This window comes from Nitrospira sp. Nam80 (assembly GCF_965152575.1).
In genome coordinates this window covers 40,095-56,600 of sequence record NZ_OZ224216.1, presented here as the reverse complement: position 1 = coordinate 56,600, position 16,506 = coordinate 40,095, and the positions used below count along the sequence as shown (strand labels likewise).

Genomic DNA, 16,506 nt, shown 5'->3' with positions numbered 1-16,506 from the left:
CAGAGGACTCCGAAGAAGGGAAACCATGAACGGTTCGAGGAGATCCGGGGTTCACTTGCATGGCGCTTTGACCGGCTCACCCACTTTTGAGAGCAGGAACACGAGCAGCATGGCCGGTTCGGTCGTGCTCGCGTTCTTGGAGACGACATGCGGCTTCTTCGGCGGCTCATACCAGCTCTGGCCTTTGGTATACCTGACCGGCAGTTGACCTTCCAATTGCGAGATGACCGCGCCTTCCAGAACATACGCGATCACTGACCCCGGATGCACATGTGGGTCGGATACGGCGCCCGGGGCATAATCGACGGTGAGAACCGTGACCTCTTTTCCCGCCACGTCGGCGAGATGCTGCTTCATCAGAATCGCGACTTTGTCTTCTGCCAACCCGGTCGCCTGCAACATCATCACCGTCGCTCCGGCCGATAAGGTTCTGATCAATTGACGAGACATGCTTTGACTCCTCGGCTATGCGCAGGACGTTCTTGCCGCGCATGGGTTCCTGAGCATGGGCCGAGCGCCGCCGTCGAAAGTATGGAATGTGGGATACCAGGCGAACTCCGTCGGCGTGACGGCTGCGGCATGGACGTGAATGAGGACATCATCGTTCTTTAGTACCGGCCTCGGAGCGTCCTCGCAGTGAAGAGATTCGGCGCTGCCATGCGTATGGAGTCGGGCCGCTTTCATTTCAGACAGCTGCTTCCTTCTCGCGTCACGATCATGCCAATTTTCGCACGACACGCGCCGGATTGCCGACCACCACGGTATCGGGCGGCACATCACGGACCACCACGGCTCCGGCTCCCACCACGCTGCGGTCACCGATCGTGACTCCAGGCAACACCACCGCGGCTCCTCCGATCCAGACATCATTGCCGAGCGTAATCGGGCTGGCACTCTCCAAGTACGAGCGCCGAAGGGCCGGGTCAAGCGGATGCTGCGCCGTATAGAGTTGCACGGCCGGTCCGATTTGCACATCATTCCCGATCCTGATCGGAGCACAATCGAGAAAGATGCAACTGTAATTGATGAAGACGTTCCGGCCGAGATGAATATTGTAGCCATAATCGCAGGTGAAGACAGGCATGACGACCGTTCCCTTCCCCACCGTCCCCATGAACTCGCGCAACCGCTCGTTGAAGATCTCCAGATGGCCGCCGGCGATCGCATTGTAGCCGGCAAGAATCTCCTGTACGTGGCGGCGGTCGGCTGCCAGTTGCGGATCCGCCGACCGGTATAAGTGCCCCGACAGCATTTTGTCCTTTTCCGCTTTTTCGGCCATCGATGCTGGGTCCTTTCTCAACTGGTCATAACGATGCCGCTCCGATGGCCGTCATGTCGGCGGGCCGAGCCGGACACCGACTTCATCGAGATGTTGGAGCAGGTCCGCAGGATCCTGATACACCCGATAGGCGCCGGCCCGCTCCAACTCATCCTGCCCATATCCGCCGGATAGCAGCCCCACGGAAAGGGCCCACGCGCGCCGCGCAGCCAGCATGTCCCAGACACTGTCTCCCACAATGACGCAGCGGCTCATCGGCACCCCAAGCCGCTCGGCTGCGGCGACAAACAAATCCGGGTCCGGCTTCGCATAGCGAACCTTGTCCCTGGTAATCACGGGCACATCCTCACGAAGGTCCAGCAACTTCAGTGTATGTTTGGCGTTTTCCAATCGCCCGCTGGTCGCAACAGCATAGGGGACGCGGCGGGAAGAGAGCTCGTCGAGCAATTCGCGCGTGCCGGGCAGCAGGCGCAGCGATTCTCTCTGTCTCTCATAGGATTCGGTATGGGTCCGTTGAATGCGATCCATCTCCTCGTGTGTCAAGACGCGGCCGATTTCCCGAAGAAGTCCGTGGAGCATGAGCCCGCCGCTCATTCCGATTTGCCGGTGGATCCGCCACACGGCCAACTCGATGCCGCCGGCTCGCAGCGCGTCCCGCCAAGCCAGCACGTGTTGATAGACGCTATCGACGAGAGTGCCGTCGAGATCGAACAAAAACGCCACCGAATTCACTTCCGATGATTTATCCATGAGGTAATCCCTCTGGACCCGGTCTTGCCGGTTCTCCGGCTCGAACATGGTCCCGGCGCGTACTCAGTTTGCGCACAAGCACAAAAAACAACGGCACAAAGAAGACGGCCAGGAAAGTGGCGGCAAGCATCCCACCCATCACGCCGGTACCGATCGAATGGCGGCTAGCCGCGCCGGCTCCAGACGCGATCACCAACGGTACCACGCCGAGAATGAAGGCCATCGACGTCATGATGATCGGCCGGAACCGCAACCTGGCCGCTTCCATCGCAGCGTCAACTAACGACAGGCCGTGCTCATAGCGTTGATTCGCAAATTCCACGATGAGGATCGCGTTCTTGGCCGCCAGGCCGATCAGGGTCACCAAGCCGATCTGGAAATAAATGTCATTGGACATGCCGAAGAACCATACCGCCAGCAAGGCGCCGAACACACCGAAGGGCACGGCCAGGATCACCGCGAACGGCACCGTCCAACTCTCGTATTGCGCCGCCAGCACAAGAAACACCATGAGCAGGCCGAATCCAAAGGCTAATACCGATTGCGCGCCCACCTGACGTTCCTGATAAGAGATGCCGCTCCAATCAATATCGAGACCTTGAGGAATCAATACCTCCTGCGCCGCCCGCTCCAAGGCATCGAGCGCTTGGCCGGAGCTATAGCCTGGCGCCGCCGCGCCGAGGACGAGCGCGGTGTTGAAGCCGTTGAAATGCGTCACGGGATCCGGGCCGCTGCTGTAACTTGTGGTGACCACGGTGTCGAGCGGGATCATGGTCGGCCCTTGACCGTTCGTGGCATTGAACGCGCGGACGTAGATTTTATTGATATCGGAGGGACGGGATCGGTATTGCGGCTCGGCTTCCGTCTGCACGCGATAGACGCGGCCGAACTTGACGAAATCGTTGACGTAGAGATTTCCGAAAAATGCCTGGAGCGTATCGAACACTTCAGAAATCGGCACCCCCAGCGCCTTGGCCCGCTCGCGGTTGATCTTGGCATGCACGCGCGGAGCTCCGACCCGAAAACTTGTGCTGGCGGCGCCGATCGCGGGATCCTGCCGGGCCTTGGCCACGAACTCCTGGGCCAGCGCCGCAAATCGCTTGAAATCGCCGCCGCTGGGATCCTGAACCTGGACGGAGAAGCCTCCGGTGGCCCCCAGCCCTCTGATGGACGGCGCATTGAACGCGAGGATCAATGCTTCAGGAATCTTGGCAAACTCTCGAAACGCGCTGCCGATGATGCTTTTGACATGGTCCGCTTTGCCTTTGCGCTCGTCCCAGTGTTTGAGCGGCGCGAACATGGTCGCCGTATTGGTTCCGCGGGTATTAAAAACAAAATTTTGACCGGACAGCGTCTGCGTTCCATACACGCCGGGAATCGACAGATAATATTGCTCGACTTTGTCCAGGACGGCATCAGTCCGCTTCTTCGAGGCGCCGTCCGGTAACTGCACGACAGTGATGAAGTAGCCCTGGTCTTCTTCCGGCAGGAAGGCCATCGGGACGATCTTGAACAAGCCAGCCGCGACCGCGATGACGATCCCAAAGAGAGCGAGCGAGATCATCGTATGTTTGAGCGTGAACCCCACGCTCGCGGCGTAATGATGTTGGACCCAATCAAAGGCCCGGTTGAAATATCCAAAAACACCCCGGCGGGTTTCATGAGACGGCTTCAACACCAAGGCGCAAAGGGCAGGGCTCAAGGTCAACGCCACGATGCCGGAGATCGTCACGGAGACAGCAATCGTAATGGCAAACTGTTTATACAACTGGCCGGTGATGCCGCCGAGAAATCCGACCGGCACGAAGACGGCGCAGAGGACCAGTACAATGGCGATCACCGGTCCCGTCACCTCGGTCATAGCCTTCTTCGCCGCATCTTTCGGCGACAATCCATTCGCCATATGGCGTTCTACATTTTCGACGACCACGATGGCATCATCGACGACGATCCCGATGGCCAACACCAAGCCGAAGAGCGTCAACGTATTGATCGAGAACCCGAGCGCCGACATACCGGCAAAGGTGCCGATGAGGGATACCGGCACCGCCGCGGCGGGAATCAATGTGGCACGCCAGCTCTGAAGGAAGACATACACGACGAGAAGCACCAGGATCATGGCATCCCGCAACGTCGCGACGACTTCGTTGATCGAGACTTCGACAAACCGCGTCGTGTCATACGGGATGTCATAGGTCACGCCGTGCGGAAAAATCTTGGACAGATCCTCCATTTCGTGCCGGATGCGTTTCACCGTATCGAGTGCGTTGGCGCCGGGCATCAGAAACGTGATGAGCAGCCCCGTCGGCTTGCGCTTGTAACGGCCTTCCAGCGTGTAGGACTGGGCCCCCAACTCAATCCTCGCGATGTCCTTGAGGCGGACGATCGACCCGTTCGGCATCGCGCGGACGATCATTTCCTCGAATTCGCTGACATCCGACATCCGGCCTTCTGTAATCAGCGGAAGAGTCAGCTCGTTCCCGTTCGGCATGGGCTCGCGCCCGACCATCCCGGCCGGAAAGTCCCGATTCTGTTCCCGCACTACCGCGACGACATCCGTCGGAGTAAGGTTCAACTGGGCCATGCGCACAGGATTGAGGATCAGCCGCATGCTGTAGTTCTGTTGTCCGAATACCAGCGCGTCGCCGACGCCCGGCAGTCGCTTGATGTTGTCGATGATGCGGAGAATAGCGAAGTTGGCCAGGGTAAAGGCATCTTGCTGCGGATCGTCGGACTGTAACACCATGACCGTCAAGAGGTCCGGAGACATTTTCTTGACGGTGATGCCTTGACGGATAACTTCCGGTGGCAATTGCGGTTCCGCCAGCTTCTGGCGGTTCTGTGTCTGGACTTGCGCAATATCGACATCGGTCCCAATCTCGAACGTCAGCCGGATCGTCATGTGGCCGTCATTCGTGCTCGTAGAGTCGAAATAGAGGAGATTGTCGATCCCCGGCAGTTGCAATTCGATCGGGCGCGCCACGGATTCCGCGACCACCTCGGCGCTGGCGCCGGGATAGTCGGCTTCGATTTGCACCATGGGGGGCGTGATCGGCGGGAACTGGGCGACGGGCAGGGCCTGCATGGCCACCAGACCCACCACCATGATTACGATCGAGAGGACCGAGGCGAAGATAGGACGATCGATGAAGAAACTGGAACTCATCAAGTCCCTTCGCGAATGGCAGGTGCAGCCGGCGGGCCTTCTGAAGAGGCGGGCGGCACCCCTTCCGCAGCCGGAGTCTGCGCCGCGACCTTGACCGGCTTCACTTCCGCTCCCGGTTGTACGCGAGTGAAGCCGTCGACCATGACCTTCTCGCCCGGACGCAGGCCCTCTTCGATGAGCCAGTCATTGCCTCGCCATACGGTCGCCTTGACATCACGAACTTCCACTTTGTTTCCCTCGCCCACGATAAAGAGAATCGGTCCCTTGGGGCCTTGCTGCACCGCACGCTGCGGGACGAGGAGCGCATTGGGCTTCGACACCCCGTGGAACCGGACCGTGACGAACTGTCCCGGCAGCAATACGCGATCCGGATTGGGGAAGACCACCCGAGCCTGTCGCGATCCCGTCTCCGCGCGCAGTCCCACATCGGCAAAATCCAACACGCCTTCATGCTGGTACGTCGTGCCGTCCACGAACGTGATGATGCCGGTCAGTTTATAGATCCCCGGATGCTGGATGCGCTTGGCGATGATGTCCCGGCGCCGCTTGAGGAGGAAGCTTTCGGGTGCGCTCACGATGACATACATGGGATCCATTTGATGGATGACGGTCAGCAAATCGGTCTGGGCCGTGACCAATCGCCCTTCGTAATAGCGGGTTCGTTCGATCAGGCCATCGGTGGGTGCGGTGATCAACGTATTGTCGAGATCGAACTTTGCCTTCACCACATCCCCTTCCGCCGCTTCCAGCGCCGCCTTTGCCGCCAGTTCCTCGGCCACCGCGTCGTCTAAGTCCTTCTGGCTGACCGCCTGCTCGGCCAAGAGCGGCTTCACTCGCGCGAGATTTTGCTTGGCTTGGACCAATCTGGCTTTGGCTTGGGACACCCTTGCCTTGGCGCTGATGTAGGCGGCCTTGAACGGCACCGGATCGATCTGATACAGCGGCTCTCCTTTATGGACATCGCGTCCTTCTGAGAAATACCGCTCCTTCATGATCCCGGTCACTTGCGAACGGATCTCGACAATGCGGGAGGCTTCCGCCTCCCCGATGAATTCCGGTTCATCCGGGACGGTCTGATAGGCGACTTCGACGACGTCCACCTGCGGGATGGGGGGAGGCGGAGAAGAGGCGGATTCTTGCTTGCAACCGGCCAGGCCGGCAGTTCCGATCAGCAGCAGGGCAACGGTCAAGTGGGCGACGGACTTTTTGATCATGACCTTTTTAGTGATGCGGTTTGAAATGCGGTTCAAATGAGAGTGCGCACCGGCCGGACAGGTACACGGACAACGATCCAGCATCGTTCGGCATCGCCACAGACTTTCTCCTGTCACGGACCTATATGCTAGGATCGATGAACTGCGTAGACAAATCAAGGGCATGAAGCTGCGCGAGGCGACGCCGATTACATTGGACGGTACAATCGAGTGCCGGACTGTAACACCGTTGTCGAGTTCGCGACCCCATATCGCAACAGCACGATGAACGTGATGGCGTGCGTCACCAGCAGAGCTGGAACCCAGAAGGCGGGAATCCAGTAGGCCGGTCCCATGAAGGGCGATGCCCCATAGGCCGTGGCCAGGAGGATCGCGGCGATCAGATCCACCGTGCCTTCCACGTTAAACGCCCAGACAAAGAACGGAGCGCCTTTGATCTCCTTGGCTACGGCTGGAATCGCAACGAATGCCAGCAGCGCGGCAAGAAGGTCGCCGTATGCGGCGGGATAGGCGAACTGCGCGGGAATACCGGCGTACGTGGCTCCAGGGGAAAGGAACATGAGTCCGAGGTGCCGGAAGGCATGGAGGAGAAGGATCGGCAGCAGGACGGTGCCGGGACTCAGCTGATGGAGCCGTGGCAGCACATACAGTCTGGTGGCAACCCAGAAGATCAGCGTGCTGAAGAGGAGATTCACCGTGAGGATATTCATGGTCACCTCCCGATCGGGCGGCTTGACCGCAGCCAGATAAAATTATTGTCGTGGCGCCGCTGCCGTTCACTCATGTTGCAAGACGTTGATGAGTTTTCTGAAAGGGTCGCGGACGTAGAATCTCCGTACACCCCAAGGCTCGCTTACAGGTCCATACTCAATAGGGACGTTCGCCTTTTTGAACCGTGCTAATGCAGCTTGAATGTCATCGACTTCGATGGATAAATCGGGCACGGAAGTCCCTGAGCCGCCCTCGGACCCAAAACTCACCTGAACAGTCATCGTTGCATCTGAGCCGTACGTTTGAAACCAACCGTGATCCATCAGCAGTTCAAGGCCCAATATGTCCCCGTAAAAGGTTGCCGCCTTGTTCAGGTCTGATGTCGCTGTGTTGGACATGATTCGTTTGACTTTCATCTTTCACCTCGATTTCCATATGCACCCGGAAAGTACAATGGTGCCGGGAACTATTTGGTGCTTTTGGAAATTGCCAGATCTCAAGTCAAGATCTGTAATGGTTCCTGACGTCTATTCGTCTTTCCTGCACCGTTCTCCTTCTTCATGATGGTTACTTCCCTGTCTCGCTCAACTTGGCTTCGTGTCTCGGATGGAATGTGACGGGACGGTCAAATGAAGTAATTGTCGTGGCGGCGGCAGAGATCCTGCCATTCGTCGTCGCTGAACCGGCGCCCGGCGGCTTTTTCGGCCAGGGCTTCGAAATAGCCTTCACGCGGGGCGCCCGGTGCGAAGAGCAGCAGCATCGCCGCCGGTTCATCAGACTCATTGTCAAAGGCATGGATACCGCCTTCGGGGACGAAGAGAAAATCCCCGGCCTTTGCGTCGATCCACCGCTCTCCATTGAAGAGCCGTACTGTTCCGGCCAGAATAAAGAATGATTCGGACATGGTCTTGTGGAAATGCGCCTTCGGACCCTTCGTGCGAGGCTGCGCCTCCCACCGGTACAGCCCAAATTGCCCGTGGGTCGAGGCCCCAGTCGTCAGGTAACGCACCGCTGTATCGGTCCCGATCGTCAAGTCGGGTGCTTGGTCGGCAGGCTGGAACCGCGCGCTGATTTCACCGTCGTCGCCTCGATAGCGGGCAGGCGGATATGACATGTGCACCTCCTTTATGGCTCGTTCGCTGTTCTGCCCCAGCAACCAAGGGCCGCTTGATTATCTATACCCGCGTCAGTAATTCGAGCAGGTGACCGCTGGGATCGCGAAAGTAGAGGCCCCGACCGCCGTTCCAATTATTCAGCTTCCCGTTGTCGGGATTTCGGGGGTCGCTGCCAAAGGCCAGTCCCTCTTTCTGTACGCGGTTGAAAATTGCATCGAATTCCTCGTCGCTCACGTGAAAAGCGTAGTGATGAACGCCGAACCGGTCGGCGGCCGAGTAATCGTCGTCAAAATCAAGGGTGAGCCTGTCATTCACGCGAACCGGCGCGAAATAGCCGACGGCGTTCTCATCGAACAAAAGCCCGAACAGCCTCGCGAAGAACTTCGCCGAGGCGACCTTGTCGCGTGCCGGCACGATCGTGTGGTTGAGTTCAATCGCCATGGTCATCCTCTATTCGATCTACCGGCTTCAATCGGTGCGTCGGTGCAGAGCGGGATGGGCCTGCGCGCGATTCTCATGATCAATCGGCGCCTGGCCCCAGAACTTTCTTCATGACGTCCGCCAATTCGCGTAGAGCGTGCTCGCCGTTTCCTACAAATGAAGACCCGTGCATCAGCGCCAACTGTTTGGGGCGCAGATCGGCCAAGCTTTGTAGAGTCGGCTGGGTCAACGGCGTATAGGGATAGGGATTGGCAAACGGGGTCTGTTGCCCCTGGACCAACGAGGTCCTTGCCCGGTCTACCACGTCCGATTCGGTGATTGGTTCCACGTCTCCTTCGTGAGTGAAGAGGTCCGAGCACAGCAACGTGCCCGTGACTTCCTCATACAGGAGGCCGGCTTCCCAATTGTGCGGGACATGGGGCGTCTGGCGGTACCGGAAGCGGTGCGTCCCTGTCTTGATTACTTCGCCGTCCGCCAGCACCCGCGCAGGCCGACTGGCATAGTCGTTCACGCTCACCAGCGCCCCGACCAGGCCGCATGCCGCTTCAGCATGCGGCGCCAACGCCAACCACTCATTGAGCGCTCCACATTCGTCCGCCTCGAAATGGCTGAAGGAAATCCATCGGAGGGTGGTGGGGTCGATGAGACTGGCCACCGCATCCCGTACGAGCGGGAACATCTGTTTCATCCCCGTGTGAAAAAGAAGCGGCTCATCGTCCTTGATCAGGAAATGATTGAACCGGAGATTGAATTCCGAGACATAGATTGAAATGCAATAATGATCCGGGGCAACTTCGGTTATTCTCGCTTTGTCCGCCATCATGCCTCCATACCAAGCTTCGCTTGAACCGTCCCGTTTTCTTCCGTCAGCCGCGCCAGCACCGCATCGAGCTCCGGCGCGTCCGGCAGAACGAGATGAAACGCTTGTTCCAAGGTCTCCCGCATGTCGGCGACGCCGGTAATGAGGCGCCGATCCCTTCCGCCGTTCCGATAATGGACGGTCAGCTGATTGTTGAGCAACGCATAGCGGCGATCCGGCGCCGGCCGAGCCGCCATCAATCCGGTCACGAATCGGGAATCCGGGTGTGTGGACAGATACCAGTTCGCCATCTCGTAATCGGGCAACAATTGCTCAGTCAAGTCAAACCGATACAAGGAGACCCAGTGTCCGCCGATCTTGACTTGTTCGATAAATTCGTCATCGATCGAAATCAAACGGAATGGTTCATGCGGCGTGGTCTGCTCAATGTCGAGTTCGAGGCGCAACGGCCCGGTGAGCGTGACACCGCCGAACCCCACATCCACAATGTAGCGCTGCCCATCAAGATCCACCAGCAGCAGCATGTGAGTCCGAGGAAGCACGACCCCGGCAGAGGTATTCCACAGCACGCGTCCCGCCAGACCGGTCACATGGAAACCCAGCACATCGAGCGCGTGTTTGAGCAAGAGATTCTGCTCGAAGCAATAGCCGCCGCGGCCGTCCTGCACCATTTTCCGCTGGAGCGATTCCATGTCCAGGCGAACGGGCCATCCCATCAACGGATTCAAGTTCTCGAACGGAATGGTTTCGCTATGCCTAAGTTGGATGGCCTGCAAAGTATCCAGGGTCGGCGTGCGCGGACCGTCGAACCCGATCCGCTTGAAGTAGGCGTCCACATCGTTCGAGGTGGTTGCGCGGCTTCTCAACCCTTGGCTCCCGCCATGAGGAGGTCCTCTTCTTCTATTTCTTCCGACTCATCCGATAGTGTGCTCTGCTGGTGTTGCGCCGCAATCAATGAGTAAAAGACCGGGACGACGAACAGGGTGAACAGTGTCCCGATGGTCATGCCTGTGACCAAGACCATCCCAATGCTATTGCGGGCCGCCGCGCCCGGTCCCGCCGCCAGAACCAGCGGCAGGTGCCCGAAGACGGTGGCCGCGGAGGTCATCAAGACCGGCCGCAGTCGAGTCAGCGACGCCTCGCGCACCGCCGCGATCCGGGAGAGCCCGCGAACCTGGAGCTGATTGGCGAACTCCACGATGAGGATGCCGTTCTTCGCGATGAGGCCGACGAGCGTAATGAGGCCGACCTGCGAATAGATATTGATCGTGGTCAAATCCAGAAAGCTGAAGACCAACGCGCCGGAGATGGCGAGCGGGACCGAGCCGAGCAGCACGATCAGCGGGTCACGGAAGCTTTGAAACTGCGCCGCCAACACCAGATAGATGAGAATGACCGCGAACCCGAGCGTGACGGTGAGTGCGGCTCCTTCCTGGCGGATTTGCCGCGATTCGCCTGCATAGTCGAGGACGACGCGTGGACCACCGCTGGCCGCAGCCGCCTCGAGGACGCGCAGGCCTTCTTCCTTTGTGACGCCGGGCTTCACGCCGCCGAAGATCCGGACCGCATTGCGCTGTTGAAAGCGGTTCAACGTGCGGGGCGCCGTGCCGCTCTCGATGTGCGTGAAGGTTGACACCGGGACGAGCTGACCGCCTGGCGCCCTGATCTTGAGATCGAGCAACGGGCCGACGGTGGCGCGGTCCTTGTCCCCGACCTGCGGGATCACCTTGTAGCTGCGATCGAAATAGTTGAACCGGTTCACATACGCGCCTCCCAGCAACGTCCCGAGCTCACGGCCAACCCCAGCCAGATCGAACCCCAGATCAGCGAGACGCTCCCGGTCCAGTACGACACGCGCTTCGGGCAGGTCGATCTTGAGGTCCGTATCGACATAGAGAAATTTGCCGCTCTGCCAACCGGCGCCGAGCACCGCCGCAGTCGTGTCAAGCAATTGCTCGGCCGGCACATCGCTCTGCAGCACCAGCTCGACGTCATACTGGCCGGGCGTCGGCAACGGCGGGTCCAGGCGAGGAAACACGCGCAGTCCCGGCACTTGCGACACCGCCCCGTACACCTCTCCATACATCTGCTCGGTGGAGCGTGATCGTTCATGCCAATCTTTTGCAACAAGACCTCCAAAGCCGCCCCATGCCGTCGTCAGCGACCACGTGAATCTGGTTTCAGGAAAGGCGGTGATGGCCCGCACGATCTGTAAATGTTCCCGATTGGTGGCCGCCACCGTGGAGTCCGGCGACGCCTCGAAGAACAGACTGATGTGGCTCTGATCCTCGACGGGGGCCAGCTCCTGCCGCGAGAACAGATAGAGCGGCCATGCCGAGACCATGACCAGCAGCGCCGCCGTCACGATACCCCAGCGCATGTGCAGTGCGCCGTCGAGCAACCGCGCATACCCTTGGCGTACCAGCTCAAAGCCGCGGTTGACCCACTCGGTCAGCCGGCCCTCTTTGCCCTGTGGATGGACGAACCGCGAGCTCATCACGGGTGACAGTGTGATCGCAACAATTCCGGACAACACCACCGCCACGGCAAGCGTGATCGCAAACTCGAGAAACAGCGAGCCGGTCAGGCCGCCCTGGAAACCGATCGGCGTATACACGGTTGCCAGCGTGATCGTCATGGCGATGATGGGACCGAGCAGCTCGCGCGCCCCGGTGAGTGCGGCGTCGATGCGCGACTTGCCCTGCCGGACGTGCCGTTCCACGTTCTCCACGACGACGATCGCATCGTCCACGACCAAGCCGACCGACAGTACAATGGCGAGGATCGTCAGAAGATTCAAGCTGAAGCCGAACGCGAACATGAAGATCGCCGCCCCAACCAGGGACACCGGCATGGCCACCAGCGGCACGAGTGCTGTGCGCACCGAGCCCATGAAGAGAAACACGACCACGGCGACGATCAGGATGGTCTCGCCCAGCGTCTTCGTGATCTCCTCGAGCGCGTTCCGCATAAACATCGTCCCGTCCCACACCAGCCGCATCTCGATGTCCTTCGGCAACGTCGGGCGGATGCGTTCCATCTCATCGCGGAGCCGATGCGCAACCTCGATCTCGTTCGCCCCCGGCACCGGCCAGATTCCCAGATAGACGCCTTCCGTCTCGTTATACTTCGCGACCATGTCGGCTTCTTCAGCTTCACGCTCCACTCGCGCCACATCCCTCAGACGCACGATGGCGCCGCCACGGTCGGCGACAATCAGGCTCTCGAACTCCTCGGTGGAGCGCAGGTCCGTATTCGCCAGCAGGTTGACCTGGACCAGATTGCCCTTCGTGCGGCCGACCGCGGCCAGATAGTTGTTCCGCCGCAATGCGTCCTGCACGTCGCCGGGAGACAGGTTCAATTCGGCGAGGCGATCCGGATCGATCCACACCCGCATGGCAATTTGACGGCCGCCTTCGATCGTCACGCGCTGCACACCGGCCACGGTCGCAAACTGCGGCTGCAGCGTGCGCAACAGCCAATCGGTGACGGCCGGCACGCTGCGTTCCGTGGAGGAGAAACTGAGGTAAAACGAGGCGTATGGCCGATCAGCGCGCTGCACTTCGATCACCGGCGGCTCGGCTTCGGCCGGCAACTCCGCTCGCACCTGTTGGAGCCGCGCGGTCACTTCGGCCAACGCCGCGGTGCTGCTGTGGTTCAACTTCAAGTGCACCGTCACGGTGCTGACCCCGGCTCGGCTGGTCGATTCCACATAGTCCACGCCGGCGATGGCCGAGACAACTCTTTCGATCGGCGTGCTGAGGAACCCGCGCACCGTCTCGGCGCCGGCGCCATAGTAAACCGTCGTGATGATCACCGACGAGCTTTCGATCTTCGGGTACTGTTGCACCGGCAGCGTCGTCAGGGCGCGCCATCCGGCGAGCACAATGACAAGATTCACCACGACCGCCAGCACGGGATGTTTGATGAAGATATCGGTGAAGGAACGCATCTTGGTGTCCTCGTTGCTTAGCGACGGGTCACGGTCTGGGACTGTCCCTGCTTATCGGCCTGCTCACCGGTGACGGCCACCAGCGCCGAGTCCCGCAGCTTGAACGATCCTGATGCGGCGACCCGCTCGCCGGCGGACAGTCCGGCGTTGATGATCACGACATCGTCCAACATGGCGCCGCTCTGGACCTGCCGGACATACGCTCTCGTTGTGCCGTCGTCGCCGGTGGCGACAATGAATACATGGTCTCCACCGGGGCCTTTTCGAAGCGCGCTCGCGGGGACGGTCACGGCCTGACGCGGGGGACCCACCGGCACCTTCACGCGGACCGAGGCGCCGGGAGCCGGCGTCTCGGCAGCCCGCTCAATCCTGGCCCGCACCAGGGCATTGCGGGTGGTCGCATCGATCCGCGCATCGAGCGCCACGATCTTTGCTGTGATCGTCCCTCCATTGCCGGGCGGTATCACATCGACCGTCTCGCCTTCCCGCAAACCGGCGGCGACCTGTTGCGCGACCGTGAAATCGACGTGTACCGCCTCATCGACTCCTTGCAGGGTCGTCAGCTGCGTACCTTCGTTCAGGTACTGGCCCGGATGCACGTCGGCCAATCCGACTCGCGCGCGAAACGGTGCGCGAATGATCTTGCGGGCGATGATCGCTTTGGTGCGGGCAATCTGCGCCTGTGCGACATTGAGATCCGCCTGCGCCCGATCCACTTCCTCTTCCGCCGTAGCCTGGTCTTGTCTCAGATGATGCCTGCGGTCGAGCACCGTCTTGGCCAGGGCGGCCTGCGCTTGCTGGGCTTTCAACTCGGCCTCCTCGACGGATACGTCGAGCGCGACCAGCACGGAATCCGTTTCAACGATTTGTCCGGGCACGAGTCTGACCTGCCGGACCGTGCCGGGCAATTCATTGCGCAAGGTAATCGAGCGCAACGCAAGGACCGTTCCGATTGAGGTCGTCGTGAGGCGATGCCGGATTTCTTGCGCCTCGGCGACCGTCACGGATTCCACCGGTTCCGGCTGGTGGGCCGAAGCCGCATGGCTGCTCTGGATGGACAGGTACTTCCACGCGGCAAGACCGGCGCCGCATGCAATGACCACGAGGAGCAGCAAAGACGACCCGATCCAGTTGCGCCTTCGCGCATGTGTGAACGCTGCCGGTTCTCCGTGGAGAAGGGCGCGCTCGGTTTTCCTGCTTCGTCGCGTGTCCATGAGCATGACCCACCTTCTTAAAATATGAGGCCCACTGGCTCGTGCTGGTCTCGATCGTGCACCTGGTGATCGCTATCCAGTGCAAACGATCCTCTACTGTCCCGGTTCCCTTGCGTCATCCGGTCTGCGAGCAGCGGATGCGGTTGTCCCTTTTCCTGAATAAACACGACGAGGATTTTCAGCATCTTCGTGCGACTGGTGTTCTTTATCAGATGGCGGGGCATTCCATCGAGTCTCGCGACTGTGCCGGGATTTAAGACCACCTGCGGCTTTCCGGCGATTTCCAGTCGTCCTCCTCCCTCGAGCACATACAGCAACTCGCCTTCCGGGCGCGACCGCCATGAATCGACGGCACCCGGCGGCAATTCGATGGCAATACTCTTCCAATCCTTTGCCGCGGCACCGGCGAGTTCATTCGTCGGCACGCTCGCGTCCGCCCTGTTCGAGGCATCGTGTACATCTTGGCCGGCGGCCATGACCGGCGGCGGGATGGCCGCCGACATCACGACGAATGACAATATCAAAGATTTCACCATTGTTTCCTCCCCTGACAGTCAGCCCATGCCGATCGGCACACGCCGTTGACGGTTCTGGAGGATCACCGGATCGATGACTTCTCCGCATTGCACGCAACGCTGAGCCGGCACATCGCCATACTCTTCAATGACCATCAGGCCTTCACAACGTGGGCAGGTCTGTCCGGCAATCTTCCAATCGGCTCGGTTTCCCGTCTTCAGCTTCCCTTCCGGAAATATGGTCAGCATGCTCATCTGTAGTCTCCTTTCTCTAGTCCGTCTTCTGGAACCGCCGGCCGCCGACAGGATGTCAACGACTCCCTTCCGCGACCGTTACACACTTCAATGAATGGTTCGCCATCATCCACCGCACATGGACACTTCGCATAGACCGTTCCAGACGAGAGAACTGAGGGCGCTACCCGGCGCAAGTGCCGGTGAGAAAGAAGGTTTCATCGAAGAGGCGGCATCTGTAGACCGGGAGCAGAGCGAAGAAAGTGACGAAGGCTGCGTGCCGAGGGAACGGCACCGTGCCGAACGATCGGCGGCCACGACGGTGGCCCCCTCTTGAGCGAGGCGCTCCGCAATCGCCCGCCCCATGCCGGCCGATGCGCCGGTCACGATCGCTGTTTTCCCGTGTAGTGCGCTCATAGTGCACCTGCTCCTTTCCTATCTCCATTCTCCGCCGTCAACGTGCGAGGCGCGGCTGGAACGAAGGCAGGCCGCCCCAGCAACCATGCGATTGAGAGGATCAGGAACCCGACGATTCCCAGAATTGAGAACCAGCCGGCGAGATAGAGGGCCAGCAGGAGCGTGGCCACATCGGTTGGTCCGAACACCTGGTGCGCCAACAACTCAAGGGCGAGACCGGCGAGCAACAATGCACCCACGGCGCTTCCGAACCATCCGATCCCCCGGATTCCCCGGTCACGTGAATTATTGTTGTTTCGGGTTTCCATAATCATCACCTTCTTTTGAGCGACCGCGCGGACCGCCCGAAGTGCGACGCCCGGCACGCGGCGGCGGTCTTCATCGGAGATCTGTGCCACTCCTCCAAGACGTAGACGGCAAGCAGTACAGGCACCGGGACAAAGCAGGAAATGAATACCACCATCCACGACATGGCGACGGTTCCCTTCCCTGGCAACGCCGGTGGGTAACCTGAACGGTCCAAGGTTTCGCATAGCCTGTTCCAGACAACAGAGCCGGCGGACCAACCTGCGCAAGTGTCAGTGTGTAGAGGAATTTTTATCGGAAGGCGGTTGTCCTGACCGGTGGCTTCGCCAAGCCGTGACGAAAGTTGTCGTGCCGATCCAACGGCACAGTGCC

At 60.0% G+C, this 16,506-nt stretch carries 16 protein-coding genes and 1 pseudogene; all 17 read right to left on the bottom strand.

Annotated elements, in window-relative coordinates; all coding sequences use genetic code 11:
* Positions 1 to 51 precede the first annotated feature (51 nt).
* The 17 genes and pseudogenes from ACWGXE_RS00260 to ACWGXE_RS00180 all read right to left on the bottom strand — a co-directional run bounded on the left by ACWGXE_RS00260 (position 52) and on the right by ACWGXE_RS00180 (position 16,226).
* Complete coding sequence (locus ACWGXE_RS00260; protein WP_447600363.1) at positions 52 to 450, bottom strand: cupin domain-containing protein; 399 nt, start codon at positions 448 to 450, stop codon at positions 52 to 54.
* Positions 451 to 715: 265 nt separating this feature from the next.
* Positions 716 to 1,279 carry a sugar O-acetyltransferase gene (locus ACWGXE_RS00255; protein ID WP_447600362.1) on the bottom strand — a complete coding sequence of 188 codons (564 nt, stop codon included), beginning with the start codon at positions 1,277 to 1,279 and terminating at the stop codon, positions 716 to 718.
* A 51-nt stretch (positions 1,280 to 1,330) separates the two neighbouring features.
* Complete coding sequence (locus tag ACWGXE_RS00250) at positions 1,331 to 2,029, bottom strand: HAD family hydrolase (protein WP_447600361.1); 699 nt, start codon at positions 2,027 to 2,029, stop codon at positions 1,331 to 1,333.
* Positions 2,022 to 5,195, bottom strand: coding sequence for a multidrug efflux RND transporter permease subunit (locus ACWGXE_RS00245; RefSeq protein ID WP_447600360.1), 3,174 nt, complete (start codon positions 5,193 to 5,195; stop codon positions 2,022 to 2,024). The genes ACWGXE_RS00250 and ACWGXE_RS00245 overlap by 8 nt, the downstream gene beginning before the upstream one ends.
* Positions 5,195 to 6,409, bottom strand: coding sequence for an efflux RND transporter periplasmic adaptor subunit (locus tag ACWGXE_RS00240; RefSeq protein ID WP_447600359.1), 1,215 nt, complete (start codon positions 6,407 to 6,409; stop codon positions 5,195 to 5,197). The genes ACWGXE_RS00245 and ACWGXE_RS00240 overlap by 1 nt, the downstream gene beginning before the upstream one ends.
* 188 nt (positions 6,410 to 6,597) lie before the next feature.
* On the bottom strand, positions 6,598 to 7,119 hold the full coding sequence (locus ACWGXE_RS00235) for a hypothetical protein (protein ID WP_447600358.1): 522 nt from the start codon (positions 7,117 to 7,119) through the stop codon (positions 6,598 to 6,600).
* Between the two features lie 66 nt (positions 7,120 to 7,185).
* Complete coding sequence (locus ACWGXE_RS00230) at positions 7,186 to 7,536, bottom strand: VOC family protein (RefSeq protein ID WP_447600357.1); 351 nt, start codon at positions 7,534 to 7,536, stop codon at positions 7,186 to 7,188.
* A 209-nt stretch (positions 7,537 to 7,745) separates the two neighbouring features.
* The gene (locus tag ACWGXE_RS00225; protein WP_447600356.1) at positions 7,746 to 8,234 is read right to left on the bottom strand and encodes a cupin domain-containing protein; all 489 of its coding nucleotides are present in this window, start codon (positions 8,232 to 8,234) and stop codon (positions 7,746 to 7,748) included.
* A 61-nt stretch (positions 8,235 to 8,295) separates the two neighbouring features.
* A complete protein-coding gene (locus tag ACWGXE_RS00220; RefSeq protein ID WP_447600355.1) occupies positions 8,296 to 8,676 on the bottom strand; it encodes a VOC family protein in 381 nt (126 codons plus the stop codon).
* A gap of 79 nt (positions 8,677 to 8,755) precedes the next feature.
* On the bottom strand, positions 8,756 to 9,499 hold the full coding sequence (locus tag ACWGXE_RS00215) for an MBL fold metallo-hydrolase (protein WP_447600354.1): 744 nt from the start codon (positions 9,497 to 9,499) through the stop codon (positions 8,756 to 8,758).
* Positions 9,496 to 10,362, bottom strand: a complete 867-nt coding sequence (locus tag ACWGXE_RS00210) for an arylamine N-acetyltransferase family protein (protein WP_447600353.1) — start codon at positions 10,360 to 10,362, stop codon at positions 9,496 to 9,498. The genes ACWGXE_RS00215 and ACWGXE_RS00210 overlap by 4 nt, the downstream gene beginning before the upstream one ends.
* Positions 10,359 to 13,448 (bottom strand): efflux RND transporter permease subunit, encoded by a 3,090-nt coding sequence (locus tag ACWGXE_RS00205; protein WP_447600352.1) that lies wholly within the window; start codon positions 13,446 to 13,448, stop codon positions 10,359 to 10,361. Before ACWGXE_RS00205 ends, ACWGXE_RS00210 begins: the two co-directional genes overlap by 4 nt.
* A 17-nt stretch (positions 13,449 to 13,465) precedes the next feature.
* Positions 13,466 to 14,662, bottom strand: coding sequence for an efflux RND transporter periplasmic adaptor subunit (locus ACWGXE_RS00200; RefSeq protein ID WP_447600351.1), 1,197 nt, complete (start codon positions 14,660 to 14,662; stop codon positions 13,466 to 13,468).
* A gap of 17 nt (positions 14,663 to 14,679) precedes the next feature.
* Positions 14,680 to 15,198, bottom strand: coding sequence for a cupin domain-containing protein (locus ACWGXE_RS00195; protein WP_447600350.1), 519 nt, complete (start codon positions 15,196 to 15,198; stop codon positions 14,680 to 14,682).
* A gap of 18 nt (positions 15,199 to 15,216) precedes the next feature.
* The gene (locus ACWGXE_RS00190; protein ID WP_447600349.1) at positions 15,217 to 15,432 is read right to left on the bottom strand and encodes a hypothetical protein; all 216 of its coding nucleotides are present in this window, start codon (positions 15,430 to 15,432) and stop codon (positions 15,217 to 15,219) included.
* Positions 15,433 to 15,711: 279 nt separating this feature from the next.
* Positions 15,712 to 15,828 (bottom strand): annotated as a pseudogene (locus ACWGXE_RS00185) (SDR family NAD(P)-dependent oxidoreductase); the annotation flags it as partial.
* Entirely contained in the window at positions 15,825 to 16,226 is a 402-nt protein-coding gene (locus ACWGXE_RS00180; RefSeq protein ID WP_447600348.1) for a hypothetical protein, read from the bottom strand. The gene ACWGXE_RS00180 and the pseudogene ACWGXE_RS00185, both read right to left, overlap by 4 nt.
* Between the last annotated feature and the right edge of the window lie 280 nt (positions 16,227 to 16,506).